The 25,035-nt window shown below is 64.0% G+C and carries 22 protein-coding genes; 10 read left to right on the forward strand and 12 right to left on the reverse strand.

Annotated elements, in window-relative coordinates; genetic code table 11:
- Positions 1-218 precede the first annotated feature (218 nt).
- Both ACQR1W_RS35555 and ACQR1W_RS35560 read left to right on the forward strand, forming a co-directional pair.
- A complete protein-coding gene (locus ACQR1W_RS35555) occupies positions 219-3,725 on the forward strand; it encodes a PAS domain-containing hybrid sensor histidine kinase/response regulator (RefSeq protein ID WP_434855139.1) in 3,507 nt (1,168 codons plus the stop codon).
- Between the two features lie 254 nt (positions 3,726-3,979).
- Complete coding sequence (locus ACQR1W_RS35560) at positions 3,980-4,900, forward strand: LysR family transcriptional regulator (RefSeq protein WP_434855140.1); 921 nt, start codon at positions 3,980-3,982, stop codon at positions 4,898-4,900.
- A gap of 227 nt (positions 4,901-5,127) precedes the next feature.
- Here ACQR1W_RS35560 and ACQR1W_RS35565 read toward each other — a convergent pair whose 3' ends face one another.
- The 4 genes from ACQR1W_RS35565 to ACQR1W_RS35580 all read right to left on the reverse strand — a co-directional run bounded on the left by ACQR1W_RS35565 (position 5,128) and on the right by ACQR1W_RS35580 (position 8,730).
- Positions 5,128-5,886 carry an alpha/beta fold hydrolase gene (locus ACQR1W_RS35565; protein WP_434855141.1) on the reverse strand — a complete coding sequence of 253 codons (759 nt, stop codon included), beginning with the start codon at positions 5,884-5,886 and terminating at the stop codon, positions 5,128-5,130.
- A 28-nt stretch (positions 5,887-5,914) separates the two neighbouring features.
- Positions 5,915-7,297 (reverse strand): FAD-containing oxidoreductase, encoded by a 1,383-nt coding sequence (locus ACQR1W_RS35570; RefSeq protein ID WP_434855142.1) that lies wholly within the window; start codon positions 7,295-7,297, stop codon positions 5,915-5,917.
- A 257-nt stretch (positions 7,298-7,554) separates the two neighbouring features.
- Positions 7,555-7,980: an organic hydroperoxide resistance protein gene (locus ACQR1W_RS35575; RefSeq protein WP_434855143.1), complete on the reverse strand. Its 426-nt coding sequence runs from the start codon at positions 7,978-7,980 to the stop codon at positions 7,555-7,557.
- A 165-nt stretch (positions 7,981-8,145) separates the two neighbouring features.
- Positions 8,146-8,730: a DUF308 domain-containing protein gene (locus ACQR1W_RS35580; RefSeq protein WP_434855144.1), complete on the reverse strand. Its 585-nt coding sequence runs from the start codon at positions 8,728-8,730 to the stop codon at positions 8,146-8,148.
- A 189-nt stretch (positions 8,731-8,919) separates the two neighbouring features.
- Between ACQR1W_RS35580 and ACQR1W_RS35585 the strand changes: the two genes are divergently transcribed.
- On the forward strand, positions 8,920-9,108 hold the full coding sequence (locus tag ACQR1W_RS35585; protein ID WP_434855145.1) for a hypothetical protein: 189 nt from the start codon (positions 8,920-8,922) through the stop codon (positions 9,106-9,108).
- Between the two features lie 772 nt (positions 9,109-9,880).
- On the opposite strand, the gene ACQR1W_RS35590 is transcribed toward ACQR1W_RS35585, so the two are convergent.
- Positions 9,881-10,555: a response regulator gene (locus tag ACQR1W_RS35590; protein WP_035980500.1), complete on the reverse strand. Its 675-nt coding sequence runs from the start codon at positions 10,553-10,555 to the stop codon at positions 9,881-9,883.
- A 401-nt stretch (positions 10,556-10,956) separates the two neighbouring features.
- Here ACQR1W_RS35590 and ACQR1W_RS35595 point away from each other — a divergent pair, with 401 nt between their 5' ends.
- Positions 10,957-12,582 carry an MFS transporter gene (locus tag ACQR1W_RS35595; RefSeq protein WP_434855146.1) on the forward strand — a complete coding sequence of 542 codons (1,626 nt, stop codon included), beginning with the start codon at positions 10,957-10,959 and terminating at the stop codon, positions 12,580-12,582.
- An 82-nt stretch (positions 12,583-12,664) separates the two neighbouring features.
- On the opposite strand, the gene ACQR1W_RS35600 is transcribed toward ACQR1W_RS35595, so the two are convergent.
- Both ACQR1W_RS35600 and ACQR1W_RS35605 read right to left on the reverse strand, forming a co-directional pair.
- Positions 12,665-13,132, reverse strand: a complete 468-nt coding sequence (locus ACQR1W_RS35600) for a secondary thiamine-phosphate synthase enzyme YjbQ (protein WP_434855147.1) — start codon at positions 13,130-13,132, stop codon at positions 12,665-12,667.
- A gap of 45 nt (positions 13,133-13,177) precedes the next feature.
- A complete protein-coding gene (locus ACQR1W_RS35605; protein WP_008966815.1) occupies positions 13,178-13,747 on the reverse strand; it encodes a hypothetical protein in 570 nt (189 codons plus the stop codon).
- 390 nt (positions 13,748-14,137) lie between these two features.
- Between ACQR1W_RS35605 and ACQR1W_RS35610 the strand changes: the two genes are divergently transcribed.
- The 5 genes from ACQR1W_RS35610 (at position 14,138) to ACQR1W_RS35630 (ending at position 16,687) form a co-directional block, all read left to right on the forward strand.
- Positions 14,138-14,515: an AtpZ/AtpI family protein gene (locus tag ACQR1W_RS35610; protein ID WP_008966816.1), complete on the forward strand. Its 378-nt coding sequence runs from the start codon at positions 14,138-14,140 to the stop codon at positions 14,513-14,515.
- Positions 14,516-14,587: 72 nt separating this feature from the next.
- The gene (locus ACQR1W_RS35615) at positions 14,588-15,331 is read left to right on the forward strand and encodes a F0F1 ATP synthase subunit A (RefSeq protein WP_008966817.1); all 744 of its coding nucleotides are present in this window, start codon (positions 14,588-14,590) and stop codon (positions 15,329-15,331) included.
- A 40-nt stretch (positions 15,332-15,371) separates the two neighbouring features.
- The gene (locus ACQR1W_RS35620) at positions 15,372-15,599 is read left to right on the forward strand and encodes a F0F1 ATP synthase subunit C (protein ID WP_006615622.1); all 228 of its coding nucleotides are present in this window, start codon (positions 15,372-15,374) and stop codon (positions 15,597-15,599) included.
- 27 nt (positions 15,600-15,626) lie between these two features.
- Entirely contained in the window at positions 15,627-16,196 is a 570-nt protein-coding gene (locus ACQR1W_RS35625) for a F0F1 ATP synthase subunit B family protein (protein WP_008966818.1), read from the forward strand.
- Positions 16,196-16,687, forward strand: a complete 492-nt coding sequence (locus ACQR1W_RS35630; protein WP_434855148.1) for a F0F1 ATP synthase subunit B family protein — start codon at positions 16,196-16,198, stop codon at positions 16,685-16,687. Before ACQR1W_RS35625 ends, ACQR1W_RS35630 begins: the two co-directional genes overlap by 1 nt.
- Before the next feature lie 136 nt (positions 16,688-16,823).
- Here ACQR1W_RS35630 and ACQR1W_RS35635 read toward each other — a convergent pair whose 3' ends face one another.
- From ACQR1W_RS35635 to thrC, 4 genes are all read right to left on the reverse strand, one after another.
- Entirely contained in the window at positions 16,824-17,477 is a 654-nt protein-coding gene (locus tag ACQR1W_RS35635; protein WP_434855149.1) for a hypothetical protein, read from the reverse strand.
- Positions 17,478-17,703: 226 nt separating this feature from the next.
- Positions 17,704-18,291, reverse strand: coding sequence for a GNAT family N-acetyltransferase (locus ACQR1W_RS35640; protein WP_434855150.1), 588 nt, complete (start codon positions 18,289-18,291; stop codon positions 17,704-17,706).
- Between the two features lie 101 nt (positions 18,292-18,392).
- Positions 18,393-19,682 carry a M16 family metallopeptidase gene (locus tag ACQR1W_RS35645; protein WP_434855151.1) on the reverse strand — a complete coding sequence of 430 codons (1,290 nt, stop codon included), beginning with the start codon at positions 19,680-19,682 and terminating at the stop codon, positions 18,393-18,395.
- A 3-nt stretch (positions 19,683-19,685) separates the two neighbouring features.
- Complete coding sequence (gene thrC, locus ACQR1W_RS35650) at positions 19,686-21,101, reverse strand: threonine synthase (RefSeq protein WP_434855152.1); 1,416 nt, start codon at positions 21,099-21,101, stop codon at positions 19,686-19,688.
- 1,017 nt (positions 21,102-22,118) lie between these two features.
- Between thrC and ACQR1W_RS35655 the strand changes: the two genes are divergently transcribed.
- On the forward strand, positions 22,119-23,594 hold the full coding sequence (locus ACQR1W_RS35655) for an amidase (protein ID WP_434855153.1): 1,476 nt from the start codon (positions 22,119-22,121) through the stop codon (positions 23,592-23,594).
- Positions 23,595-23,607: 13 nt separating this feature from the next.
- On the opposite strand, the gene puuE is transcribed toward ACQR1W_RS35655, so the two are convergent.
- Complete coding sequence (gene puuE, locus ACQR1W_RS35660; RefSeq protein ID WP_434855154.1) at positions 23,608-25,035, reverse strand: allantoinase PuuE; 1,428 nt, start codon at positions 25,033-25,035, stop codon at positions 23,608-23,610.

Here is a 25,035-nt window from a genome sequence, read left to right on the forward strand (position 1 = left end):
ACTGGATGCCCGCCTACGCGGGCATGACGCCCAGGGTTTTGGAACCAGCTTGCCCCTTTTCAGACATCGCTCGAACAACGGCCGCCGCTAAGCATGAACAACGTTCTGCGGCGCCCGCGCCAAGATCGCTGTCGCCTCGCCCCGTGCAAAGGGCTAGATTTCCGGCACTAACGGGACAAGCCCGAAGCCCTGAGGAGATGTCGGGAGACACGCAAGCGATGCTGCATGACTGGGCTGTGATCGCGGCCGCCTTCGGCTATATCGGCTTCCTGTTCCTGGTCGCCAGTCACGGCAACCGGCGGCCTTCGGACGGGCGCGGCCGTCTCTCGCGGCTGATCTATCCGCTGTCGCTGGCGATCTACTGCACCTCCTGGACCTTCTTCGGCTCGGTCGGCTTCGCCACCCGCACCAATATCGATTTCCTCGCGATCTATGTCGGGCCGGTGCTGATGGTCGGCTGCTGCACGCCGCTGCTCCGCCGCGTCATTCACCTGGCGAAATCGCAGAACATCACCTCGGTCGCCGACCTGATCGGCGCCCGCTACGGCAAGAGCCAGGCGGTGGCGGCGACGGTGGCGCTGATCGCGATCATCGGCTCGGTGCCTTATATCGCGCTGCAGCTCAAGGCGGTCGCCTCCTCGCTCGAAACCATCCTCAGCGAGGATCAGGCGTTCTCGCGCATGCCGCTGGTCGGCGACATGGCGCTGCTGGTGACGCTCGCGATGGCGACCTTCGCGGTGCTGTTCGGCACCCGCCAGACCGACGCGACCGAGCACCAGCACGGGCTGATGCTGGCGGTCGCCACCGAATCTATCGTGAAGCTGGTCGCCTTCCTCGCCGCCGGCGTCTTCGTCACCTTCATCATGTTCTCGCCGCACGAATTGATCGAGCGCGCGATGCGATCGCCGGAGGCCGAGCGCACCATCGAATACATTCCCGGCATCGGCAATTTCCTGACCATGACGCTGCTGTCGTTCTGCGCGGCGATGCTGCTGCCGCGGCAGTTCCATGTCAGCGTGGTCGAGAACGCCAGTGATGCCGAGGTGACGCGGGCGCGCTGGCTGTTCCCGCTCTACCTCGTCGCCATCAACCTGTTCGTGATCCCGATCGCGCTCGCCGGGCTCATCACCTTCCCGTTCGGTGCCGTCGACAGCGACATGTTCGTGCTGGCGCTGCCGATCGAGGCCAACGCGACCGCACTCTCGATCCTCGTCTTCGTCGGCGGCCTCTCGGCGGCCACCGCCATGGTGATCGTCGAATGCGTCGCGCTCTCGATCATGGTCTGCAACGACATCGTGGTGCCGCTGGTGCTGCAGCGCCAGCAGGACACCCGTGAAGCCCGCGGCTTTGCCGGCTTCCTGCTCGGCACCCGCCGGATCGCGATCTTTGCCATCATGGTGATGGCCTATCTCTATTATCGCGCGCTCGGAAACACCCAGCTCGCCGCGATCGGGCTGTTGTCCTTTGCGGCCGTCGCGCAGCTCGCGCCGGCGTTCTTCGGCGGGTTGTTCTGGCGGCGCGCCACCGCGCGCGGCGCCATGGGTGGCATGATCACCGGCTTCGCGGTCTGGCTCTACACGCTGTTCATCCCGAGCTTCCTCGACACCTCGACCGCGGGCATCCTGTTCCTGCAGCACGGCCCGTTCGGGATCGACGCGCTGCGGCCGCAGGCGCTGCTCGGCACCGATCTGCCGCCGCTGCTACACGGCGTGCTCTGGAGCCTCTCGCTCAACTTTCTGGTCTACGTGCTGCTGTCGCTGGCACGCCAGCCGTCATCGATCGAGCTCTTGCAGGCCGATCTGTTCGTGCCGGCCGAGCTCACGCCGATCGCACCGAGCTTCCGCCGCTGGCGCTCCACCGTGACCGTGCAGGACCTCCAGAGCACGGTGGCGCAATATCTCGGGCCCGACCGTGCCCGCGACTCCTTTGCCGCCTTCGCTGCCAACCACCATACGACGCTCGATCCGGCAGCCCCTGCCGAATTCGAGCTGCTGCGCCACGCCGAGCGCCTGATCGCGTCCTCGATCGGCGCCGCTTCCTCGCGGCTGGTGATGTCGCTGCTGCTCCGCAAGCGCACGGTGTCCGCGAAGGCGGCGCTGAAGCTGCTCGACGATTCCCACGCCGCGCTGCATTTCAACCGCGAGATCCTGCAGACGGCGCTCAATCATGTGCGGCAGGGCATCGCCGTGTTCGATGCCGATCTGCAGCTGATCTGCTCCAACCGGCAGTTCGTCGAGCTGCTCGGTCTGCCGCCGCATCTGGTGCAGATCGGCAGCCCCTTGAAGGAAATCCTCGAATTCATGGGCTCGATCGGCGCGCCGACCTCCGAGGACAGTGAAGCGCTGCTGGAGCTGCGGCTCGCCGCCTACACCACCGAAGGCAAGCCCTATCTGGAGCGACTGGCCGATCGCCACATGGTGATCGAGGTGCGCAGCAATCGCATGCCCGACGGCGGCCTTGTCATCACCTTCACCGACGTGACCCCGTCCTTCGAAGCGGCGGAGGCGCTGGAGCGCGCCAACGCCTCCCTTGAAAAGCGTGTACGTGACCGCACCGAGGAGCTGACCCGGCTCAACTCGGAGCTGGCGCTGGCCAAGAGCGCCGCGGAAGACGCCAATATCTCCAAGACGCGCTTCCTTGCCGCTGCCAGCCACGACATCCTGCAGCCGCTCAACGCGGCGCGACTCTATGTCACGAGCCTGGTGGAGCGGCAGAAGGCGAGCGAAGAATCCCGGCTGGTCGAGAATATCGACGAGTCGCTGGAGGCGATCGAAGAAATTCTCGGCGCGCTGCTCGATATTTCCCGCCTCGATGCCGGCGCGATGACGCCTTCGATCTCGAGCTTCAAGATGGCGGACCTGATGCGCTCGCTGGAGATCGAGTTCGCGCCCGCCGCGCGCGCCAAGGGATTGAAGCTGAGCTTCGTGCCGTGCTCGCTGCCGGTCGAATCCGACCGGCTGCTGCTGCGGCGGCTGCTGCAGAACTTCATCTCCAACGCGATCAAATACACCCCGCACGGCCGCGTGCTGGTCGGCTGCCGCCGCCGCGGCCAGTCGCTGCAGATCGGCGTCTACGATACCGGCGTCGGCATTCCGCCGCAGAAGCGCGGCGAGATCTTCAAGGAATTCCACCGGCTCGAACAGGGCGCTCGAATCGCGCGCGGCCTCGGCCTCGGTCTCTCGATCGTCGAGCGCATCGCGCGCGTGCTCAACCACGGCATTGCGCTCGACTCGCAACCGGGCGGCGGCTCGGTATTCTCCATCACGGTCCCGATTGCCAAGGCGGTCAACCACACCGCCGCGGTGACCAGCGCCACGCCGCTCGCCAAGACGCCGATCTCCGGCGCGCTGATCGTCTGCATCGAGAATGACCCCGCCATTCTCGACGGCATGAAGACCTTGCTGACCGCCTGGCACGCCGAGGTGATTGCGGTCCCCGATCCCGACTCCGCGATCGAGGCGATCGAAGCGCGCGGCGCTCCCGTCACCGGGCTATTGGTCGACTATCATCTCGATCGCGGCAACGGCATCGCCGCGATCCGCGACATCCGCCGCCGCTTCGGCGCCACGCTGCCCGCCATCCTGATCACCGCCGACCGCAGCCCGCACGTCCGCGCCGCCGCGCGCGAGGAGAACGTCGCCGTGCTCAACAAGCCGGTCAAGCCGGCCTCGCTCCGCGCCCTGCTCGGGCAATGGCGCATCCAGCAGATGGTGGCGGCGGAGTAGTCCTGACCGTCATCTCCGAGGCGGCTCGCAGAGCCGAACTCAGAATCTCGAGATTCCGGGTTCGACATTCACCGTAAACCATAGAAGGCACGCCATGGCGCACAACCCCATCCATCCGGGCGTTCATCTCGCTGAAGAACTCGACGAACTCGAGATGTCAGTCACGGAGCTGTCGCGCCAGCCTGATCAATAGCGTTGGACATCGTTCGAGGCCAATACTATAGGTATTGGGGCAGACCGTTTTGGTATGAGCGATGGAATTGCGGCAGCTCCGATATTTTGTGGCCGTCGCCAGGACGCTCAGTTTCACCAAGGCGGCCGCCGAGCTCAATATCGCCCAGCCTCCACTCAGCAGGCAGGTAGCAAACCTTGAGGCAGAGCTTGGCGTCGGGCTGTTCGAGCGAAGCCCCCGGGGCATCAAGCTCACCCCGGCCGGCGCGTTATTGGTTGAACGCGCGAACGAGATCCTGGAGAAAGTGGAGCGGACCACGCGTGAGGTAGCGGCGTTCAACAAAGAACGCAGGCGTATGTTCAAGATCGGCTTCGACCTCTCGCTACTATACGGACGGGCCCCACGGATCTTTCGATATCTGCGCGAGAGCTATGCTGAGTATGACTTCGAATATGCCGAGGTCGCATCTGCGGACCAGGTGCGGGCTGTCCGAAACGGAGAGATTGATCTGGCCCTCGGGCTGACCCTCCTGGTCGACGACCAGGTCGAGCAGATTGTCCTCCGGAACGAGCAGCTGATGCTCGCGCTCGCAATCGGCCATCCGGCATTCCGGGGGCGCGACCAGCCGATCAAGTTGTCGGAGGTCAGCAATGAGACGCTGATACTATACGATGAGCGGGCGTTAGGGGGACCGCGTCATCCTGTCATACGCTTCATCGAACATGTCGGGTTCACACCTGCCAACACAATGACGATCAGCGGACTGGCGGCTGCGCTCGGCCTGGTCGCCGCGGGGGTCGGCATCAGCATCGTGCCGGCCAGGGCCCTTCTCATGCGTGGACAGGATATCTGCTTCGCGCCGCTGGCCGAAGATGGCGCAAGCTCACCTGTGGTCGCGACGACCCTGCGGGGAACGAACGGCGAAATCGTGGCAGGTATTCTCGCGGAGGTGGACCGGCTGACCAGATTCGATCTGTCCTCATCGATACGCACTATTCTCTGATGCGGCTATCGCGCAGCTGAGTGGTCTTGGTTTCGACGCGCCGCTCCCAAGCCCTGCGGACCGGCACTTAGTTAGCCAGCATGGTCGTGATCAAGCGCAGTTACAGCACGATACGTGCGCTGGTGATCCAGCGGGTGAGCGATGCGGAGAGGCGGTCAGATCGTATAATCGGCGACCGCGCGTCCAGGATCAAAGCATCAGGACGCGGTCGCCGCTTTGACAGGGCGTTATTTCGTATTCTCGCCCGCGGCCGCCTTCTTAATCAGGTCCGCGATCGCTTTGGGCTGAGAGACATACACCGCGTGGCTTCCCTTGACCTCGACGGTGACGCTTCCGGCCCGCTTCGCCATGAAACGCTCGAAGTCGGGATCGATCTTTTTGTCCTCGGTCGCGACAACATACCAGCTCGGCTTGGACCTCCATGCGGCCTCCTTGACGACCGCATTCAACGCCTTCTCGCTCACGGGGACCTGCGACAGGGCCATGAAATCCGCATCCGCCTTCGGAAGGTCCGCCGCGAAATCGTGGTGGAAGGTTTCTTGATTGATCGTCAGAAAGCCGTCGGTGCTCTTCACCACATTGTTGGTCGACGGCGGAAACTTGCTCCGGACCTCCGCGATATTCTCGTTTGCATCAGGTGCCAAAGCTGCGACATACACCAGTGCCTGCACTTCGGGCAGGTTTCCCGCCTGCGTGATCACAATGCCCCCGTAGCTGTGGCCGACCAAGACGACCGGTCCCCCCGCCTGCTTGATAGCTCGCCTCGTGGCCACGACATCATCTTCCAACGATGTCTCCGGCTCTTGCACGACGGTCACCCTATAGCCATCGCGCGAAAGGATATCGGAGACGGCCCTCCAGCCCGAACCGTCCGCAAAGGCTCCATGGACCAGCACCACGTTCTTGACCGGCTGGGCGGCGTGAGCCGTACCGAAAGACGAACCAAGGCCGATGACGATTGACGCGATGAACAATGCACTTTTCATGAGATTTCCCGTTTGAGATGAAGACTGACTACGGCGAGACTTTGAGATCGAGAAGAATGGTCGGGATCAGTTCGGAAACAGTCGGGTGGATCGGCACCGCCCAGCGGAGCGTATCGATGGACTGATCGGCGTTCATCATGTCGAGGATCCCGTGGATTGCCTCATCGCCGCCAGTGCCGAGGATCGCTGCGCCGAGGATGCGTCGCGTGTCCGCATCAGCCACGACCTTCATGAAGCCGTGCGTCTCGCCCTTTTCGACCGCGCGACCGACGCGTGTCATCGGGCGCTTCGCGCGCAGAAGCCGACGGCCGCTTCGAGCAGCCTCCGCCTCGGTCATTCCGATCCGGCCGAGCGGCGGATCGATATACAGCGCATAGCCGGTAAGGCGCTCGCTCACCTTACGATTATCACCATCCAGCAGGTTGGCCGCGACGATCTCGAAATCATTGTAAGCGGTGTGCGTGAACGCGCCCCGACCGTTGCAGTCGCCCATTGCGTAGACGCCAGCGACACTGGTCTGCAATTCGTCGTTCACGATTATGTAGCCGCGGGCGTCAGTCTCGATCCCGGCGTGGTCGAGACCCAGGTCATCGGTATTGGGTCGTCGCCCGACTGCCATCAGCACATGGCTGCCGATCACCGGCGAGCTGTCATTTTCGCAATCGATGGACACTGCGACACCATTCTCGTGTCGGGCGAAGCCGATGCAATCCGCACCCGTACGGACGGTGATCCCTTCGTGTTCAAGGATTGCGCGCACCTCTTCCGAAATATCCGGATCCTCGCGCGCAATCAGCCGATTCATGCGCTCGACGATGGTGACCTCCGCGCCGAAGCGGCGGTACATCTGCGCAAATTCGAGGCCAATATAACTCCCGCCGATCACAACGAGATGCCGAGGCAACTCATCGAGCGCGACCATGTCGGTATTGGTGAGCACCGTTACGTCCTGGACGCCCGGCATATCGGGCACGACCGCGCGGCCGCCGACATTGATGAAGATGCGCGGCGCAGTCAGTTGCTCGCCATTCACCTCGACGCTCTTCGTACCGGTGAAGCGAGCATGCCCGCGGATCAGCTCGACGTTTTGCATGGCCCCCAGCCAGTTTTCGTTGGCCGACCGAGAGTCCAAGATGACCTTTCGTGCTCTGGCAGCGACGGCGGGCATGTCGATCTTGACCGCTCCATCGACCTTGAACCCATAGTCTTCTCCGCGCCTGGCCGTGTAGGCGGCATAAGCACTCGCGACCAGCGTTTTGGTCGGCTTGCAACCCGTATTGACGCAGGTTCCGCCCACGAGATGGCGCTCGATGATCGCCACCTTCATGCCGGCATCGTTCAGCCGGCCGGCGAGCGAAGGGCCTGCTTGCCCGGCACCAATGATGATGGCATCGAACTCACGTCCCTTCATCGAATATGCTCCGTTCAATAGGCTGTCGGCCGATGCGGTAGGTGTCCGGTGATACCGAGGCTTTGCCATCGATGCTCATTCGAGATCTTCAAGCCCCGGCGCTAAGAATTGCACGGCACCCAATGGCGTTCGGGCGGCGAGGTGCCAGATCGGAACACAAAACGGTGAGCCACATGGATGGTCCTCTTCGCAGGCGCTTTGCCGGCGGAGCGCGACGGCTCCGCCAGCAGCCGTTGGACCCACAACGGCGTGCCGGCTCACGCGATGACGATGTGCACGTCAACATTGCCGCGGATGGCATTGGAATAAGGGCAGATCTGATGGGCTCCCGCGACGAGCCGCTCCGCACTCGTCCGCTCGACCCCCGGAAGGCTGGCCGAGAGCTGGACGACCAGGCCAAAGCCGCCCTGACCGTTCGGGCCGATCCCCACGGTCGCCGAAACCGACGAGTCGGCTGCAATGTCGATCTTTCGTTTGCTGCCCACCAGCTTCAAAGCGCTCAGGAAGCAGGCTGAATAACCGGCCGCGAACAGCTGCTCCGGATTGGTGCCCGGGCCGCCGGTGCCGCCAAGCTCCTTCGGCGTGCTCACCTCGAGGTCGAAGGTCCCGTCTTGCGTATAGGTACGTCCATCACGACCGCCGACTGCGGTGGCCGTCGTACGATACTTAGCTTCAATTGTCATAGCTGCTCCTTGGATCGGTAAGGGGATCGGTGTCATGCTTTGCCCTGAGGCGTGAAAGGGTGGCTCTGCCGCTTGAGGGACGTGAGCGGCAGCGCATTTAGACAGCTGCGCGGTGCCCGAGGAGGCGCTCGGACGCGCCGACAAGCGAGGATACTTGCCGCGGCGTCAGAGTGCCGCGCGCGATGCCCCTCGCCGGGCCTCGCTAACGGTCAGCCAGATGGCCGAAACGAGGAAGTAGAAAGCGCCGAATGCGACATAGGGAGCGATGTCGGCGATGCCGACCGGTGTCGGGCCATACGCTATCTTGACCATGAAGATGCCTGCCAGGGCGGATTGCGCGCCGCTCAGGATCATTGCCCATTGCGCGCCATAGGATTTCCAGCGGCCGACGGCGGTGGCGAGCTGGAAGATGCCGGCAAAGCCGGCCCAGATACCGAAGACCAAGAGCACGCTTGCCATGCTGTCGCTCAGCGCGACGGCGACGGCAATGGCCGTGATAATGCTGACGACGAAGTTGAGGAGCTGCGACCTGTTACTGGTGATACCGCCGCTGCGCTGGGCGTCGACGAAGTTGGCGATCGCGTCCCAGGCCGGATAGCCGACCAACATAATCGCGGCGAACGGCGGGTTGTTCTTTGCAATGCCGAGGGCGACCGCCACCCAGGCTGCCGAAAACGCGAAGCGGGTGAAATAATATATCTTGAGCCATTCTGAGGTCGACCAGGGAGGGTCATTGTCGATGTGCGTCACAAAACATCTCCACTTATTCAGACGTGTCCCCAACCTAGGGTTCACGGTGCGAGTTCGTTCGCTCTCGCTGCAGGATCGAATATTGATCAAACAGCGATCGAGCCAATACTTTAGGTATTGGTGCCAAGACCTTTATGGTATGACGAGCGGCACGGCCTGTGGTGTCACCGGCAGAAGTTCGCGCCACCGATGGAGCCCGTCGGCGGCATCGGTGTCACGCGTTTATTCACGCTGGGCTTGGCGCAGGTTGATGCCCTCTTTCGAGTGCCCGGCGTTCCGCTGGCAAAGCTGCCAGCTCTCACACGCGAGCGCGAGCGGGGCCTCGTTGATGTGGCCGATCCAACAGATTTCGCGAACGACAATCGCCAAGCCAGCTGAGCTGGTAGTAAATCGCTCTTGCGAGAAATCTTACTAGTCGGCGCGCATAGTCACTATGATCGGCAGGATCTTCAAGATCCCACCATCCCTCGACACCTCGCCAACACTGAAGTTGCTCACTAGGGATCAGCAGGTAAGGACTGCCGGCGGGGCCTATCCAAGTCAGGGTCGCAACATGCGTCGGAAGATAGCAGTTGTTTCGGCTGTTGGCCCCAGCGTAAACCCTCGAATAATTGGAAGCGGAATTTCCGTCGTTCCGGCACAAGAATCCTATTTCTTTTTTTCAGAAATCATGCTAACCATTACGTCGTCCCGTGCTCGCCATGAGGGGCGCTTCGCGATCGTCACGAACGTTGGGCGCGGGATGCGGTGGGCGCGTCGGGTCGCAGCGTGATTTTCATGCCGACGAACGATCTGGCGCGCACGGTCAAGCCGTGTGGTCCTGGCATCCCGGTGCTGATGCCAAGTCCGTGACGACGGTGTTGCGGATGACGGGGGCAAGAACGCCGGTCCCCGGGGAGAGCTCGGAGCAGCCGTTAAAACCATCGCGCGGGGAAGGCCGGGCGATTCGGCCGGACCTGTGGTGACTGCCGCCTGCATTCTTTTCTGCAGGCGGGCCACGGGCGCGGCCAGCGCCCGGCCTTCCCTGCGCCCTCTGACTTCAAGAGGGCCGATCGTTGGAAAAGCTCGGACGCACACGCGCCGCGAGGTCGTCACGGTGCGTCGTTAATGAACACGAATGAAGCAAAGGGACGCTTTGCGCGAGCTTCGCTCACTTCCCCGTCGGTGCGTCCTGCCGCCAGGCAGAGCCTGCGATCTTCGCCGCGGCAATCACGGCCTGGGTACGGCTTTCGACCCCGAGCTTCTGCAGGATTGCCGAGACATGCGCCTTGATGGTCGCCTCGGAGACACCGAGCTCATAGGCAATCTGCTTGTTGAGCAGCCCTTGCGACAGCATCATCAGCACCCGCACCTGCTGCGGCGTCAGGGTCACGAGGCGATCGCGCAATTTCGTCACGTCCGGGTCGGCCGGCGCCGATAGATCGGTGTCGGGCGGCACCCACACATCCCCTGCCATCACCTTGACCAGCGCATCACGCAGCGCGTCGACGCCGAACCGCTTCGGGATGAAACCCGAGGCACCGAAGTCGAGCGAACGGCGAATCGTGGCGCCATCATCGCTCGCGGAGACGATCACCACCGGAATCGCCGGATATTGCGCCCGCAGATAGATCAGGCCGGAAAACCCTGAAATGCCCGGCATGGTCAGATCGAGCAGGATCAGGTCGACTTCGGAATCCCGCTCCAGAAGCGCGGTCAGATCCTCAAACGAGCCTGCCTCCTCGACGACGGCGTCGCTGACCACGCTCGCAACCGCTTGCCGCAGCGCATTGCGGAACAGCGGGTGATCATCGGCGATGACGAGATGGGTGCTGGCAGCCGCCATATTTTGAAATCTTGCAAGCCTCTCAAAGAGCTGGCGATGCGCCGATCCCGACCATCGCAAGCCGTCCTGGAAATACACACCCGACCGATGGTCGCATGCAAGCACCCAATTCCACACGCCGAAAAGGCGGTTAATCTGTCCCTTGTGCGACGCAGCATCGATAGCGCGGCGCCGACAGCCGATCTTGATCCGCCGCAATGTCCCCATGTTTTGTACGCCACGGCCGGTCAGGGCCGAAAGTCGTATTGGGGCCGGTTTCACTGCGATGTTACTTAGGCGGCAATGTCCTTCGCGCGCGGCCGCATGCGGCCCGGCGTTTCGGGCGAAGCGAAAGTAACCAACGATCTGGGGAGCGAATGCCGATGTCAACAATAGTAGCCACACAAGCGCGAGCACGAGGGATGACGAGCGACGAGCGCTTCGTCATTCTGGCGTCATCCCTCGGGACCGTCTTCGAGTGGTATGACTTTTATCTCTACGGGTCGCTGGCCTCGATCATCGGCGCCCAGTTCTTCAGCGCGTATCCGCCGGCCACCCGCGACATCTTCGCGCTGCTCGCCTTCGCCGCCGGCTTCCTGGTGCGCCCGTTCGGCGCCATCGTGTTCGGCCGCATCGGCGACATCGTCGGCCGCAAATACACCTTCCTCGTCACCATCCTCATCATGGGCCTGTCGACCTTCATCGTCGGCCTGCTGCCGAGTGCCGCAACAATCGGCTTCGCGGCGCCGGTGATCCTGATCGGCCTGCGGCTGCTGCAAGGCCTCGCGCTCGGCGGCGAATATGGCGGTGCTGCGACCTATGTCGCCGAGCACGCGCCGGACGGCAAGCGCGGCTATTACACGTCCTTCATCCAGACCACCGCGACCTTGGGCCTGTTCCTGTCGCTGCTGGTGATCCTGTTCACGCGCACGCTGGCCGGTGAAGAGGCGTTCGCGCAATGGGCCTGGCGCATCCCGTTCCTGGTCTCGGTGCTGCTGCTCGGCGTCTCGGTCTGGATCCGTCTGCGGCTCAATGAGTCGCCGGTGTTCCAGAAGATGAAGGATGAGGGCAAGAGCTCGAAGGCGCCGCTGACGGAAGCCTTCGCCAACTGGAGCAACGCCAAGATCGTGCTGCTCGCCTTGATCGGCGGCACCATGGGCCAGGGCGTGGTCTGGTACACGGGCCAGTTCTATGCGCTGTTCTTCCTGCAATCGATCCTGAAGGTCGACGGCTACACCGCCAACCTCCTGATCGCCTGGTCGCTGCTGCTCGGCACCGGCTTCTTCGTGGTGTTTGGCATCCTCTCCGACAAGATCGGCCGCAAGCCGATCATCATGGGCGGCTGCCTGATCGCGGCGCTGACCTTCTTCCCGATCTTCAAGATGATCACCACCAACGCCAACCCGGCACTGGAAAAGGCGATCGAGGCGACCAAGGTCGAAGTAGTGGCGGATCCCGCCGGCTGCGGCGACCTGTTCAACCCGGTCGGCACCCGGGTCTTCACCGCCGCCTGCGACACCGCCCGCGCCTTCCTCGCCCAGTCGTCGGTCAAGTACTCGACCGTACCGGGCCCGGCCGGCTCCGGCGTGAAGGTGACCTTCAACGGCAAGGAAGTGCCCTACACTGACGCCAAGAGCGGCAACCCGGCGCTGACCGCGGCGATCGCGGAGGCCGGCTACCCGAAGGCGGGCAACCCGGCGATCGTGAAGATGGCGCATCCGTTCGACATCTTCCGTCCGCAGGTGGCCGCGATCATCGGGCTCCTGTTCATCCTCGTGATCTTCGTGACCATGGTCTATGGCCCGATCGCAGCGATGCTGGTCGAGCTGTTCCCGACCAAGATCCGCTACACCTCGATGTCGCTGCCCTATCACATCGGCAACGGCTGGTTCGGCGGCCTGCTGCCCGCGACCGCGTTCGCGATCGTGGCCTCGACCGGCGATATCTATGCCGGCCTCTGGTACCCGATCGTGTTTGCGCTGATCACGGCAGTAGTGGGCTTCATCTTCCTGCCGGAGACCAAGGACGTCGACATCCGCTCGACCTGATCTCCTGCTACCCGGCGGATCGATACCACTCAGGCAAACGGCCGCGGATCATTCCGCGGCCGTTTTGTTTTTGAACGGTCGATCAGACGGCGCCGATGAATTGCAGCACGACCTCGCGCCGGTGCGGCCGGGCGCGATGCTCGATCAGGTAGATCGCCTGCCAGGTGCCGAGCAGCATCTCGCCGCCCACGACCGGAATCTGCAGCGAGGTCCCGCTCAACATCGTCTTGATGTGCGCCGGCATGTCATCGGGCCCCTCGGTGTCGTGGGCCCAGCCGGCATTCTCCGGCGCCAGCCGCGACAGCGCCGTGGTGAGATCCTCCAGGACGGACGGATCGGCATTCTCCTGAATCGTCAGCGAGGCCGACGTATGCCGGATGAACGCGGTCACCGCGCCCTCCTTGGCGTCGGTGTCGCGCAAGAACGATGCGACCTTGTCGGTGAGATCGGTAAAGCCACGGCCCGTGGTCTGAATGGTCAGGAGTGACGTCGTCACCGTATTCACGGTGACGGTCGACGGCGCGCTTCGGGATAACGATCTGAGTGGCATCGGCAACTTGCTCACAACGGCATGATCCAAGCAGACGAGGGGCTTTCAGATCTTGCCCGAAACGTCCTTCTGCACCCGCATCGCCATCTCGATCAGCCGGCGCCAAGCCTGCTCCAGAAAGGCCATCGCCCGATCCATGTCCTGATCGCTCGGCAGCGGAATCTCGAGCTTGCGCGAACCGTCGGCGGATCTGGGATCAGGGGGATTGGCACCGGGCTTCGGCTCGGCCCTTTTCAACTGATCGGATTTCGGCAGCGCCTGATCCTTCGGCAGCGGTTCGTCGATCTTGCCGGTGACGGTCTGGTCACGCGCGGCCAACTGGCCTTTCAACCGTTCATTCTCCGCCTGAAGACGACCGATCTCGGTATCCATTGCCGCGCGCTCGTCCGGCACGGCGTAGCAGGACCAACCGGCGCCCGCACTGTTGTTGCAGGTGGAGATCGCGCCGGTGCGCGTATCGAGCCGGACCACGCCATCGGCCGTGGGCGACATGGTGTAGCGGCCGTTCTCAGTCTCAGGCGCCGCCTCTTCGGCCGCGCTCAAAGGTCCGGACAGGCAGACGGCGGCGATCAACGACGCGGTAAGGTTGCGCAGAGACGACGTCATGAGGGTCATGCTGACCTCCGCCTTTGTGAAGCGGCCGGGATAAAGTGTGCGAACGCAGAAATTGTGTCGGGCTCGGGCTTTCCAAAAAGGAACTCATACACCGCGACATTGCGCCTCACTTCGCTGCATCTGGACGTAGGAACAAGGCCGCTGGAAATCAACACGAGTCTCGAAGCAGTTGGTCCACGCAGGCATCACGGCGAAACGCTGTTGATGCAGCGCGGTGACAGACGCCGACTGATCTGGCGCAAGCTCAAGAAAATGAGTAAAATCAGGGAGCTAACGCATCCACACGCAATCTTGACTTGGCAGGATGCGGTCAGTATGGTCCGCGCGGCTTTAAAGGGCGATGGGGCGCAATTCCTTAAAACCCGCGGCAGCTTGTCGGGTCTCCACATCATGGCGGAAGGCACCAACGAGAGCGGCGGACACGGGGATCGCGAGAAGTCGCCCGATGAGGCTGCGCTTTCCGCAAGGCTCGGAAGTCTGGATCAGCGGTTGTCCGAATTTCGCGACAGCCGCAGGGTCGGGACTGACCAACCGGGAGACGGGATCGGGGATACCGCGGCCAGGGCTTCGGCGATGGCGCGAGGTCTTCGGTTGTCTTCCGAGTTGATCGCCGGCGTCGTTGTCGGTGCGGTGCTCGGCTGGGGCTTCGACCGGTTGCTGTCGACATCGCCCTTCGGTTTTATCGTGTTTTTCCTGCTCGGCTTCGCCGCCGGCGTGTTGAACGTGGTGAGATCTGCAGGCGTGGCTCCGGACCAAACCCGCCGATAAGGCCACGCGGAAGCCATCGAGTGATTTGCCCAAGGCGCCGGCGTGGCCGGTGAACAATGAGACGCCGCGCGGATGATCGATCCGATCGAACAATTCGACCTCACCAAGATCTTCACGATCGGCCATATCGGCAATCAGGAGATCGCGTTCACCAATTCGACCGCCTACATGCTGCTCGCGGTGGCGGTCATCGCCATCATGACGCTGGGCGCAGGCCGCCAGCTGGTGCCGGGCCGCTTCCAGTCGGTGGTAGAGCTGTCCTACGAATTCGTCGCCAACACCATCAGAACCAGTGCCGGCGCCGAGGGCATGAAGTTCTTCCCGCTGGTGTTCTCGCTGTTCATGTTCATCTTCGTCTCGAACATCGTCGGCATCATTCCCTACACCTTCACCGTCTCCAGCCACATCATCGTCACTTTCGCCCTGGCGATCCTGGTGTTCCTGACGGTCATTCTTTACGGCTTCTACAAGAACGGCCTGAAGTTCTTTAAGCTGTTCGTGCCCTCCGGCATTCCGGTGGTGATCCTGCCGCTGGTGGTGCTGATCGAAATCATCTCCTTCTTCTCCCGCCCGATCTCGCACAGCGTCCGTCTGTTCGCCAACATGCTGGCCGGCCACGTCACGCTGAAGGTCTTCGCCAGCTTCGTCACCATGCTTGGCGCGCTCGGTTTCGTCGGCAAGGTCGGCGCGCTGCTGCCGCTTGGACTGACCGTCGCCTTGACCGCGCTCGAGCTGATGGTCGCGTTCCTGCAAGCCTACGTCTTCACCATCCTCACCTGCATCTATCTCAACGATGCTATCCATCCGGGCCACTGATCCGGCCCCTCTTACCAAACCCCTCAAAGGAGTTCGTTTCATGGATCCGGTCGCAGCGAAGTACATTGGCGCAGGCATTGCCTGCATCGGCATGGGTGGCGCGGGCGCCGGCATCGGCATCATCTTCGGTAACTATCTCTCTGCGGCGCTGCGCAATCCGTCCGCGGCTCAGGGCCAGTTCGGCAACCTGATCTTCGGCTTCGCGGTGACCGAAGCGCTCGGCATCTTCTCGCTGCTGATCGCGCTGCTGCTGCTGTACGCCGTCTAAGACGGCCCGAGCCGACAGGAGAAGCCCGTGGCTGAAAGTCATGGCGGGCCCCAAGAGGCTGCCCACGGCACGACGGCACATACCGAGGCCGAGGGCGGGCATGGTTTCCCTCCGTTCCAGACGGGAACCTTCCCCTCCCAGCTCGTTTCGCTGCTGATCGCCTTCGTCGCGCTATACGTGATCGTGTCACGTCTCGCGTTGCCGAAGGTGGGCGGCGTCATCGACGCCCGCCAAAAGGCGATCGAGAACGATCTTGCCGAGGCGCAGCGGCTGAAGGACGACTCGGAGGCCGCGCTGAAAGCATATGAGAGCGAGCTCGCGGCAGCCCGGACGCGTGCCCAGGCGATCGGTGCCGAGGCCCGCGAGAAGCTCACGGCCGCCTCGGACGCGGAACGCAAGAGCCTGGAAGACAGTCTTGCGGCCAAGCTCGACGCCGCCGAAAAGTCCATTGCGACGACCCGTACCGCCGCAATGAGCAACGTCCGCACCATCGCCGCTGATGCGGCCGGTGCGATCGTGCAACAGCTCACCGGCAAGGCCGCAAACGGCAAGTCCGTCCAGGCCGCCGTGGATGCGTCCTTGAAGGGAGCGGCCTGATGCATCTGCTCGCTGATCCCGAAACCTGGGTCGCGATCGCCTTCATCATCCTGATAGGGCTGTTCGGCTATCTCGGCGTCCACCGCATGTTTTTGGGCGCGCTCGATCATCGTGCCGAGCGCATCAGATCCGAGCTGGACGAGGCCAAGCGCCTCAAGGAAGAGGCGGCGAAGGTGCTCGCGGAATACAAGACCCGCCGCGCCAGCGCCGAACGCGAGGCCGAAGACATCGTGACCAGCGCCAAGGCGGAAGCCGAGCGCATCGCCGCGGATGCCAAGGCCAAGATGGAAGACTTCGTCGCCCGCCGCACCAAGGCCGCCGAGAACAAGATCGCGCTCGCCGAGGCGCAGGCGCTTGCGGACGTCCGGGCTGCTGCGGCAGATGCCGCGGTCCAGGCCGCCGCGACCGTGCTGTCGAAGTCGGTCAAGGGCGATCTCGCCGATGACCTGATCGCCAAGGGCATCACGGAAGTCCGTCAGAAGCTGAACTGAGCCATACACGGCCGATCCAAATCCTCGAAAGCCGGCGCGAGACGATCGCGCCGGCTTTTTGTTTGAGCTTGGTTTCGGTCCGGCGTCAGGGGCGAGAAGCCCCCCTGTCGCCGCCTCGTTCAGCGCCCCCAGCCGCTCATTTCCTTTTCTTGCCACGCGACTTCGGCTCGGGCGCCAGCGACTGCGGATCAAACCCGATATAGAAGATGTAGTTGTCGGGGTTGCTGCCCGGCGGCGGCACCGGATACACCATGTCCTCGGCCACCAGGCTGAACGGCACGCTGCCGTCCTCTGCCATCTGCACGGTGGTGCGGTACGCCTTGGTCGCAATCACCTTCTCGCCGACGCCGCCTTCGACCACCGCGATGCGCATCGGAATTTCCACCGTGGACGGCGCGCCGGCGGCGCCGGCGATGACGCGGCCTTGGATGCCGATCTTGGCCGTGATCTCTCCGCCGTTGAGCGAGCACTCGCGCGCCGTCTTGGTGATGGTGGCCTGGAAGCGCACGTCGTTGCCGACCGCCTGCTTGCCGGGCGCCGCCACCGCGTAAGTCGAGGCACCGGACCGAATCGAGACCGGCGGACAGCTCAGCCCTTCCGTCGGGTCCACCGGCGGACCTGCGGTGACCGGCGCAGTCTGCTCGGCCGGCTTGTCACTCGAGCCGCCAAACAGGCTCTTGAAGCGGTCGGTCAGCGATTGCGCGGCCGCCGGCGGCGCCCAGCCGGCCGCGCCCAGCGCCAGCCCGGCAGCGGCCAACGTCGCAAACCTGATTACACGGAAGTCATGCATTTGATGTCCCTGGCTCATCATCGCCCGGCCACCGCCTTTGCTTTAACAGCGTGATCGCGGCAAGGCCAAGGCACCTATTTCTCACCTAAAATTCACCGGTAGCCGCCGCCGCGACCGACGACAGGCCAGATCATGATGCGATTAGAAGGAACCGCATCATGATCTCATCTCCTTGATTGAGCATGATCTTTTCGGAAAACCGGTTTCCACTTTTCCGGATCATGCTCTAGCCGCGAAAATCCTCGTTCAGGAGGCCGTAGAGGTAATGATCCTGCCAGACCCCGTTGATGCAGAGATAGCGCCGGGCCAGCCCCTCGCGGGTGAAGCCGCATTTCTCCAGCACCCGGATCGAGGGCGCATTGGTCGGGATGCAGGCGGCCTCAACCCGGTGCAGGTTGAGTTCGCCGAACAGCGTCGGCAGCAGCAGTCGCAGCGCCGCCGTCATATAGCCGCGGTGGGCGAAAGGCTGCCCCATCCAGTAGCCGATCGTGCCGGCTTGCACGATGCCGCGGCGTACATTGGCCAGCGTGATGCCGCCGATCATGGCGCCATCGGCCTCGCGAAACACCATGAACGGATACGACCGATCGGCGGCGATATCCTCGGCATAGCGCCGCAGCCTGCGCCGAAAGCCGGAACGGGTGAGATCGTCGGACGGCCAGATCGGCTCCCACGGCGTCAGATACTCGCGACTGATATCGCGCAGATGCGCCCATTGCGCATAGTCGGCCATCTGCGGCGCACGCAGCAACAGCCCGACACCGCGCGGGGCGAGTGCGGTCGGACCGCTGGATGGCAAACGAAACAGGGCCACCTGTGATGCTCCCCCTGCGCTTCAACGTGGTCGCCGTACCAGCGCCGTCAACGGGCCCCCCGGCCCGTCATTGCGCCTGACATCGGCGAAGGCGCGCCGCATCAGTGCAGCTGCGCCTTCGATTTCGATCCGCTCAAACCTTCGGCGAAAGTGACCGCCGTGTCCAGACCCCGGCCGCTGCCGAGTGCGACCACTGCCGGCCGGCTGCGCGTGAGCAAGGCGCGGGCTGCATCGCGCGTGCTCTCGACGCTGACGGCATCGATCTTGGCCACCATCTCCTGCAAGGTCTGCGGCCGGCCATAGGCCAAAATATGGCGCGCGAGCTGCTCGGCACGGGCGCTGCAGCTTTCCAGCGCCATCAGCAGTCCCGCCTTCATCTGCGCCTTCGCCCGCGCAACCTCGGCCTCGGTCAGCGTTTCCACGGCGTCGCCGATGATGTCGACCACGACCTCCATCATCTCCGGCGCGTCGGCCGGGTCGGTGCCGGTGTAGAGGCCGAAGAAGCCGGTGTCGGTATAGGGGGCATGGAAGGAGTAGATCGAATAGCAGAGGCCGCGGTTTTCGCGCACTTCCTGGAACAGCCGGGACGACATGCCCCCGCCGAGGATGTTGGTGAACACCTGCAGCGAGAACAGCGACGGGTCGTTCTGCGGCACGCCTTCGAGCGCAAGCGTCAGATGCGCCTGCTCGAGATCGCGATGCACCACGCGCGAGCCCCCCGCGCCGAAATTCGCCGGCTGCGGCTGCGGCGCGGGCGACCCGTTGAAGCTCGCAAAGCGCTGCGTCACCTCCTCGACCACCCGCTTGTGGTCGACCGCGCCGGCCGCCGCCACCACCATGTCGGGCCCGTGATAATGCGTCGCCAGATATATGCGCAGCTTGTCGCGGTCGAAGGTCTTCAAGGTCTTGGCGGTGCCGAGCAGCGAACGGCCCATCGGCTGGTCCGGATAGCAAAGCTCGTTCAGATGCTCGAACACGACGTCATCGGGCGTGTCCTGGGCGGCGCCGATCTCCTGCACGATGACGTTCTTCTCGCGCTCCAGTTCCTCCGGCACGAAGGAGGGATTGGCGAGAATGTCGGCGAGCACGTCGAGCGCAAGCGGCACGTCCGCCTTCATCACCCGCGCGTAATAGGCCGTGGTCTCGGTCGAGGTGCCGGCGTTGAGATCGCCGCCGACGGCCTCGATCGCCTCCACGATCTCGCGCGCGCTGCGGGTGGTGGTGCCCTTGAAGGCCATGTGCTCGAGCAGATGCGAGATACCGTGCTCATCCGGCTTTTCGTCGCGGCCGCCGACACCGGCCCAGACGCCGAGCGCGGCAGTTTCCAGATGCGGCATCGTATCGGTGACGACCGTCAGACCCGAGGGAAGCTTGGTGACTTCGATCGCCATGGTTCAAGCGACTCCTTGCTTTGCCGCTCGGCTCACCGAGAGGATGAATTTCTCGATCTCGGCCTGATCGTTGCGCATGATTCTGATGTCCTCGCGCTTGGTCATCAGCCCTTCGAGCCAGACCGGCAGATGCGGCCGGACCCCGCAGGCGGTCTCGACGGCATCGGGGAATTTGGCCGGGTGCGCGGTCGACAGCACGATGTTCGGCACCGACGTATCGGCGCTGTCGCGGTCGGCCACCGCGAGCGCGACGGCGGTGTGCGGATCGACCAGATCGCCGGCCTCTCGGAACGCGGCGCGGATCGCCGCCGCGGTCTCGGTCTCGTCGGCGCGGCCGGCATCGAAATCGGCGCGAATCGACGCCAGCATCGCATCCGGCAGCACGAAGCGGCCGGACTGCTTCAGGCTCTCCATCAGCCGCCGCACGGCGGCAGCATCGCGACCACCTGCCTCGAACAACAGCCGCTCGAAATTCGAGGAGATCTGGATGTCCATCGACGGCGACGTGGTCGCGTGCACCTCGCGCACCTCATAGATGCCGGTCTTCAAGGTGCGCGGCAGGATGTCGTTGACGTTAGCCGCGATACGCAGCGTGCGGATCGGCAGACCCATGCGCTTGGCGACGTAACCGGCAAAGATGTCACCGAAATTGCCGGTCGGGACGGTGAAATCGACCTGGCGCGCCGGCGCGCCGATCGCAACCGCCGAGGTGAAGTAATAGACCACCTGCGCGACCACGCGCGCCCAGTTGATCGAGTTGACGCCGGACAACGCGACCTGGTCGCGGAAGCTGTGGTGATTGAACAGACCCTTCACGATCGCCTGGCAGTCGTCGAAGGTGCCTTCGATCGCGAGTGGATGCACGTTGGCCGCAGCCGTTGTCGTCATCATCCGCCTCTGCACCTCGGAGATGCGGCCATGCGGGAACAGCACGATCAGGTCGGCATTGTCGCGGCCGGCAAAGGCCTCGACCGCCGCGCCGCCGGTATCGCCCGAGGTGGCGACCACGATGGTGGTGCGCTCGCCGCGCTTGGCCAGCACATGGTCCATCAGCCGCGAGATCAGCTGCATCGCCACATCCTTGAAGGCGAGCGTCGGACCATGGAACAGTTCCAGCACGAACTGGTGGGGCGCGACCTGGTCGAGCGGCACCACGGTCGGGTGGCGGAAGGTCGCATAGGCCTCATTGGCCATCCGCCCGAGCTCGGCATCGGAGATCTCGCCGGCGACGAATGGCTTGATGACCTCGACCGCGACCTCCCAATAGGGCCGGCCGAAGAACTGGGCGATGGTCTCCGGGGCGAGCTGCGGCCAGGTCTCAGGCACGTACAGCCCGCCATCGCGGGCGAGCCCGGTCAGCATTACATCGCAGAAGGAAAGCACGGGGGCTTCGCCCCGTGTCGACAAATAGCGCGTCAAACCGTTCTCCAGACCCGCATCGACCGCCCTAAAACGTTGAAATCATTAAACATCACAATCGCTCGGCGGCAACATGGTTCGGCACCATAATGGTTTTGCCAGCGGGGGGAAACCGGTTGTTGCCGCAGTGAATGGTCGCGCCCGGATGACATCCAGGGCATGACGCCGCGCGACCAGCACAGGCGCGAGCGCCCTCGCGGCAGGTCATGCCCGAGCGATGATCGGTGAGTTCGCCCCCTCATCGGTGGAGGGCGCAGGGAAGACCGGGTGCCGGCTGGCACCCATGGCCCCCGTGCGAGCAAGAATGCACGGGGCAGGAACCACAGGCTCAGCCGAGATGACCCGGCCTTCCCTGCGCGACGGTTTACGGCTGCTTCGCACTCTCCCCGGGGACCGGCTTTCTTGCCCCCGTCTGCGACGACGCTTGCGCGCCGCGCGGCATCAGCACGGGGATGCCAGGACCATGCGACTTGACCGTCCGTGCCGGCCGCACTCGTCAGTTGCGCCTTGCACGTCCATCGCATCCCGCACCCAACGCTCGTGACGATCGCGAAGCGCCCCTCTCATCGAGGCGGGACGCGACGAACAGACCACAAATTCTGAAAAAGCGAAACGGGAATATTTTTCGCGCGAGGTCTGGACAGGGGTGATCGGATTGAAGCCACGAACGAATTCGGTTTTTCCGCGCACGCGACCATGCACACCGAAAGCTCAGCACCGCGCTGCACAAGCACGCGAACCAGCCTGTCGGGCAAACCACCTCGCTGCCCCTCCCCCAACCCTCTCAGCGCGAGCGAAGCTCGTCGCGGCGCCGAAAAAGGGGGAGAGCGAGCACACCGAGTTCGCCGCGCGAGCCTCCGATACGTTTGATCGGGACATGTGTGCATGCTCGGGTTCCTCATAACGGGACCAGCTGGCGCGGCATGTCCGGGTCGTATGCGGCGCATGCTGTCGCGGTTGATTGACTTGCCGTGTTGCGAACTCCAGGGTGCATGCATCTTCGAGAGGGATCGACGTATGACTTTGGCGATGAGCTGGGAGGAATGGGCCCGGCATGACGGCGTGGCGCTCGCAGCACGCGTGAAAAGCGGCGAGCTGACCGCGACAGAATTGGCTGCTCAGGCCGCCGCCGCCATCGCCAAGGTCGATCCCGCTTTGTCAGCCGTGGTCGAACTATTTGACGATGCGCTCGCCGATCCGGTCAAAGCCGGCGCCAACCTCGACGGCCCGTTCGGCGGCCTGCCGTTCCTGGTGAAGGATCTCGGACCGACCATGGCCGGGCGGCTGCAGGAGATGGGCTCGCTGTTGATGCGCGGCAATCGCGCCACCGCCGACACCTTCCTGACCACCAAGATGCGCAAGGCCGGGCTCAATCTGATCGGCCGTACCACGACACCCGAGTTCGGCGTCTGCAGCTCGGCGGAGAATCCTGCGGTCTACATCACGCGCAATCCCTGGAATACCGACTACACCACCTGCGGTTCGTCGGCCGGCAGTGCCGCGATGGTCGCGGCAGGCGCCGTGCCGATTGCCCATGCGACCGACGGCGGCGGCTCGATCCGCATCCCGGCGGGCGTCAACGGCAATATCGGATTGAAAGTCTCGCGCGGCGTGTTCTCGATCGCGCCGCATCTGTCCGATCTCAGCGGCCTGGTCTCGATTCAGGGCTGTCAGTCGCGCAGCGTGCGCGACACCGCCGCCTTCGTCGATGCCTGCCGCGGCGGCGCGCCGGGCGAATTCATGCCCTACTGGACCGTGCCGGAGCCGTATGTCGCGCAGATCAAGCGCGATCCTACCCGTCTGAAGATCGCCCTGTCGCATCAATGGGGCGACTATCGCGCGACGTCGCAGATCGTCTCCGAGCTTGAACGCATCGGCCGCTTCCTGGAAAGCCTCGGCCATGAGGTCGCCTATGCGCAGCCGCAGATCGACTATACGGCCGCCTTTGCGGCGCAGACCACCTGCTACATCTCGAACTTTGCCATCGTCATCAACAATATGCTCAGCCAGCGGGGACTGACGCGTCCGCCGGCCGAGCTGATCGAACCGGTCAACATCCGCATCTGGGAAGCGGGCAAGGATACCAGCTTCGCCGAACGGGCGGCGATGCAGGCGGTGTTCAACACGACGTCGCGCGGCTTCGGCGCGTTCTTCGAGGATTGGGACATCATCCTGACCCCGATCACCGCGCTGCCGACGCCGAAGATCGGCACCACCGAATATCTCACCATCAGCGACAATCGCGATGTGCTCGACTGGTTCGGCAATCTCTGGCGCAATTTTGCCTTCACGCCGCTCGCCAATCTCTGCGGCATTCCCGCGATCTCGCTGCCGCTGGCGAAAAACGAGCACGGGCTGCCGCTTGGCATTCAGGCCATCGCGAAGCAGGCTAATGACGGGCTGCTGCTGCAGCTCGCCGCCCAGATCGAACGCGCGATCGACGGCCGGTGGAACGCCGGCGAGACGCCGGCGGTGCATGTGACGACGCGGTGAGTGCCGCCGACGCTCAGGCCGCCTCGAACTTCCGGATCAGCCTTGCCTTGGTGAGGTGGCCGATCTGGTCGATCGCGTTGGCGATCTCGGCCTCGCTGTCGTTGCCGATCCGCCGCTCCATCGCGGCGATCACCGAGTCCCGATCCCCGTGCAGCGCCAGCGCCACGATCAGGGGCATGGCGAATTTTTCGCGGTAGCGGCGGTTGATGTCGGCCACGCGATCGAACTCGGCGCGTGACAGCGCAGTGAAGCCGAGTCGGCCCTGCTCGCCGATCGAATCGGCCGTCATCTCGCCCGCGATGGCCTCACGTCCTGCGAGCTCCGGATGGGCGCGGATCAGAGCGAGCTTCTCGTCACGGCTCATGGCGCGGACCACGCCCATCAGCGTAACGTGCAGGCCTTCCGGCGTGTCGTCGAGCGGCGAAAGGCCGGCGCGATGTGCGCGCTCGGCGATCCCTGGCGTGTGCTCGAAGACGTCGCCGAAGCGCTCTACGAACAGCGCGCGCGGCATCTGCGTCGGACGATAGCCGCCGGCGGGCGGATGGGTCCTGATCCAATGCCGCGCGATGTCGAGCCGTGTCGCGACCCAGACCTTGTCGTGGCTTATGATGTAGTCGAGGAAACGCGCCAAGGCGGCCGCGCGTCCGGGACGGCCGACCAGCCGGCAATGCAGGCCGACCGACAGCATGCGTGGCGCCTCTACGCCTTCGGCATAGAGCGCATCGAAACTGTCCTTCAGATAGGCGAAGAACTGGTCGCCGGAATTGAAGCCCTGCGGGGTGGCAAAGCGCATGTCGTTGGCGTCGAGCGTATACGGCACGATCAGCTGCGGGCCGTGCGGGCCCTCGACCCAGTAGGGCAGCTCATCGGCATAGGAATCGGCGCCGTAGAGAAAGCCCTGCTCCTTCATCACGATGTCGAGCGAATGCTCCGAGGTCCGGCCCTGGTAGAAGCCGAGCGGCCGCGCCCCGGTCAGATCGGCGTGGATCCGGATCGCCTCCTCGACATGCGCGCGCTCGGCCTCTTCAGTGTAGTCGCGGTAGTCGATCCATTTCAGGCCATGGCTCGCGATCTCCCACTGCGCCTCCTTCATCGCCGCCACCGCGTCCGGATTGCGCGCCATGGCGCTCGCGATCGCGAACACCGTGACCGGCAGCTTGCGCGCGGTGAACATCCGCCACAGCCGCCAGAAGCCGGCCCGCGCGCCGAACTCGTAGATCGACTCCATGTTCATGTGACGCTGCCCCGGCCAGGGCTGCGCGCCGACGATCTCGGACAGGAACGCTTCCGATGCGGCATCGCCATGCAGGATGCAGTTCTCACCGCCCTCCTCGTAGTTGATGACGAACTGCACGGCGATGCGGGCCTCGTTCGGCCAGCGCGGATGCGGCGGCGTGCGGCCGTAGCCGATCAGGTCGCGCGGATAGATCTCAGCGGTCAT

The organism is Bradyrhizobium sp. HKCCYLS1011 (assembly GCF_051167795.1).
In the GTDB taxonomy this organism is placed as follows: Bacteria; Pseudomonadota; Alphaproteobacteria; order Rhizobiales; family Xanthobacteraceae; genus Bradyrhizobium.

Excerpts from the sequence above, each read along its gene's own strand:
- puuE (WP_434855154.1), bottom strand. The coding sequence starts at position 25,035 with ATGACCGCTGAGATCTATCCGCGCGACCTGATCGGCTACGGCCGCACG.
- ACQR1W_RS35610 (WP_008966816.1), top strand. The coding sequence starts at position 14,138 with ATGGCGGAAGGCACCAACGAGAGCGGCGGACACGGGGATCGCGAGAAG.
- ACQR1W_RS35635 (WP_434855149.1), bottom strand. The coding sequence starts at position 17,477 with ATGCATGACTTCCGTGTAATCAGGTTTGCGACGTTGGCCGCTGCCGGG.
- ACQR1W_RS35575 (WP_434855143.1), bottom strand. The coding sequence starts at position 7,980 with ATGACAATTGAAGCTAAGTATCGTACGACGGCCACCGCAGTCGGCGGT.
- ACQR1W_RS35605 (WP_008966815.1), bottom strand. The coding sequence starts at position 13,747 with ATGACCCTCATGACGTCGTCTCTGCGCAACCTTACCGCGTCGTTGATC.
- ACQR1W_RS35555 (WP_434855139.1), top strand. The coding sequence starts at position 219 with ATGCTGCATGACTGGGCTGTGATCGCGGCCGCCTTCGGCTATATCGGC.
- ACQR1W_RS35655 (WP_434855153.1), top strand. The coding sequence starts at position 22,119 with ATGACTTTGGCGATGAGCTGGGAGGAATGGGCCCGGCATGACGGCGTG.
- ACQR1W_RS35615 (WP_008966817.1), top strand. The coding sequence starts at position 14,588 with ATGATCGATCCGATCGAACAATTCGACCTCACCAAGATCTTCACGATC.
- ACQR1W_RS35595 (WP_434855146.1), top strand. The coding sequence starts at position 10,957 with ATGACGAGCGACGAGCGCTTCGTCATTCTGGCGTCATCCCTCGGGACC.
- ACQR1W_RS35565 (WP_434855141.1), bottom strand. The coding sequence starts at position 5,886 with ATGAAAAGTGCATTGTTCATCGCGTCAATCGTCATCGGCCTTGGTTCG.
- ACQR1W_RS35620 (WP_006615622.1), top strand. The coding sequence starts at position 15,372 with ATGGATCCGGTCGCAGCGAAGTACATTGGCGCAGGCATTGCCTGCATC.
- ACQR1W_RS35560 (WP_434855140.1), top strand. The coding sequence starts at position 3,980 with ATGGAATTGCGGCAGCTCCGATATTTTGTGGCCGTCGCCAGGACGCTC.
- ACQR1W_RS35630 (WP_434855148.1), top strand. The coding sequence starts at position 16,196 with ATGCATCTGCTCGCTGATCCCGAAACCTGGGTCGCGATCGCCTTCATC.
- ACQR1W_RS35570 (WP_434855142.1), bottom strand. The coding sequence starts at position 7,297 with ATGAAGGGACGTGAGTTCGATGCCATCATCATTGGTGCCGGGCAAGCA.
- ACQR1W_RS35590 (WP_035980500.1), bottom strand. The coding sequence starts at position 10,555 with ATGGCGGCTGCCAGCACCCATCTCGTCATCGCCGATGATCACCCGCTG.
- ACQR1W_RS35645 (WP_434855151.1), bottom strand. The coding sequence starts at position 19,682 with ATGGCGATCGAAGTCACCAAGCTTCCCTCGGGTCTGACGGTCGTCACC.
- ACQR1W_RS35600 (WP_434855147.1), bottom strand. The coding sequence starts at position 13,132 with ATGCCACTCAGATCGTTATCCCGAAGCGCGCCGTCGACCGTCACCGTG.
- ACQR1W_RS35585 (WP_434855145.1), top strand. The coding sequence starts at position 8,920 with ATGGAGCCCGTCGGCGGCATCGGTGTCACGCGTTTATTCACGCTGGGC.